The 1,367-nt window shown below is 65.5% G+C and carries 2 protein-coding genes; both read left to right on the forward strand.

Features of this window, described 5'->3' with window-relative positions; all coding sequences use genetic code 11:
* The coding region (locus EN750_RS34465) for an HlyD family secretion protein (RefSeq protein ID WP_145968202.1) at positions 1 to 525 on the forward strand (525 nt) is incomplete at its 5' end.
* The coding region (locus EN750_RS34470) for an ABC transporter ATP-binding protein (protein ID WP_145968203.1) at positions 522 to 1,367 on the forward strand (846 nt) is incomplete at its 3' end. The genes EN750_RS34465 and EN750_RS34470, both read left to right, overlap by 4 nt.

Below are 1,367 nucleotides of genomic sequence, written 5' to 3' on the forward strand. Positions count from 1 at the left end.
CCACTGCGCCTGCTCCAACGCGGCCTGCGCCTGCTTGACCTGATTGTCGGCGGCCTGCCTGCACGGGCCGAAACGATCAAGGCCGCCGACAATCAGGTCAAGCAGGCGCAGGCCGCGTTGGAGCAGGCGCAGTGGCGGCTATCGAAGCGGGTGCTGGCAGCGCCTTCGCCGGGCCGCGTCAACGATGTCATCCGCAATCCGGGCGACACATCAGGTCCGACCGCGCCGGTGATTTCGATCCTGCCCGATGGCGCGGTGAAGCTCAGCGTCTACATCCCGGAGAGCGCCTTCTCCTCGGTCAAGGTCGGCACCTTGCTCGGCGTCCATTGCGACGGCTGCGGCCCGGATGTGAAGGCGCGCGTCAGCTATGTCTCGCCGGATCCCGAGTTCACGCCCCCGGTGATCTACTCCCTGGAGAACCGGCAGAAGCTGGTCTACCTTGTCGAGGCGCGGCCGGAGGGCGATGCCGGCCCGCTGCAGCCCGGCCAGATCGTCGATGTTGATCTCGCGGACAGCGCAAGATGAACGCCATCGACGTCCATGGCCTGGTCAAGCGCTTTGGCGACAAGACCGTCGTCGACCATGTGACGATGTCGGTCGCCGAGGGCGAGATCGTCGGCTTTCTCGGCCCCAACGGTTCGGGCAAGACCACCACCATCCGCATCATGTGCGGCCTGCTGACGCCGGACGAAGGCGAAGGCACGGTGCTCGGCTTCAACATCCGCACCGACAGCCTGCGCATCAAGCGTGAAGTCGGCTACATGACGCAGAAATTCTCGTTCTACGAGGATCTGACGATCGGCGAGAATCTCGAATTCGTGGCGCGCCTCTATCGGCTGAAGCCGGTCGAGGAATATGTCGCCGGGACGCTTGAAGACCTCGGCCTGACCACGCGCCGCAATCAGTTGGCCGGCACCTTGTCGGGCGGCTGGAAGCAGCGGCTGGCGCTGGCCGCCTGCATCATGCACAAGCCGAAGCTGCTGCTGCTTGACGAGCCGACGGCCGGTGTCGATCCGAAGGCACGGCGCGAATTCTGGGACGAGATCCATCGCCTGGCCAGCGGCGGGCTGACCGTACTGGTCTCCACCCACTACATGGACGAAGCCGAGCGCTGCCACCGCATCAGCTATATCTCCTACGGCAAGATGCTGGCCACCGGCACGGTCGCCGAGGTGGTGAAAAATGCCGGGCTCACCACCTTCGTCCTGCAGGGCCCGCGGCTCGATCAGGTCGCCGAAGCGCTCCAGGGCCGCTCCGGCGTCGACCAGGTGGCGCCTTTCGGCGCGACGCTGCATGTCGTCGGCTCCGACAGGAAGAAGCTCGAAGCCGCGCTCGCCGATGTCGAGAAAGAGCACAAGGGCGTGAAA

This window comes from Mesorhizobium sp. M7A.F.Ca.ET.027.03.2.1 (assembly GCF_003999175.1).
In the GTDB taxonomy this organism is placed as follows: domain Bacteria; phylum Pseudomonadota; class Alphaproteobacteria; order Rhizobiales; family Rhizobiaceae; genus Mesorhizobium.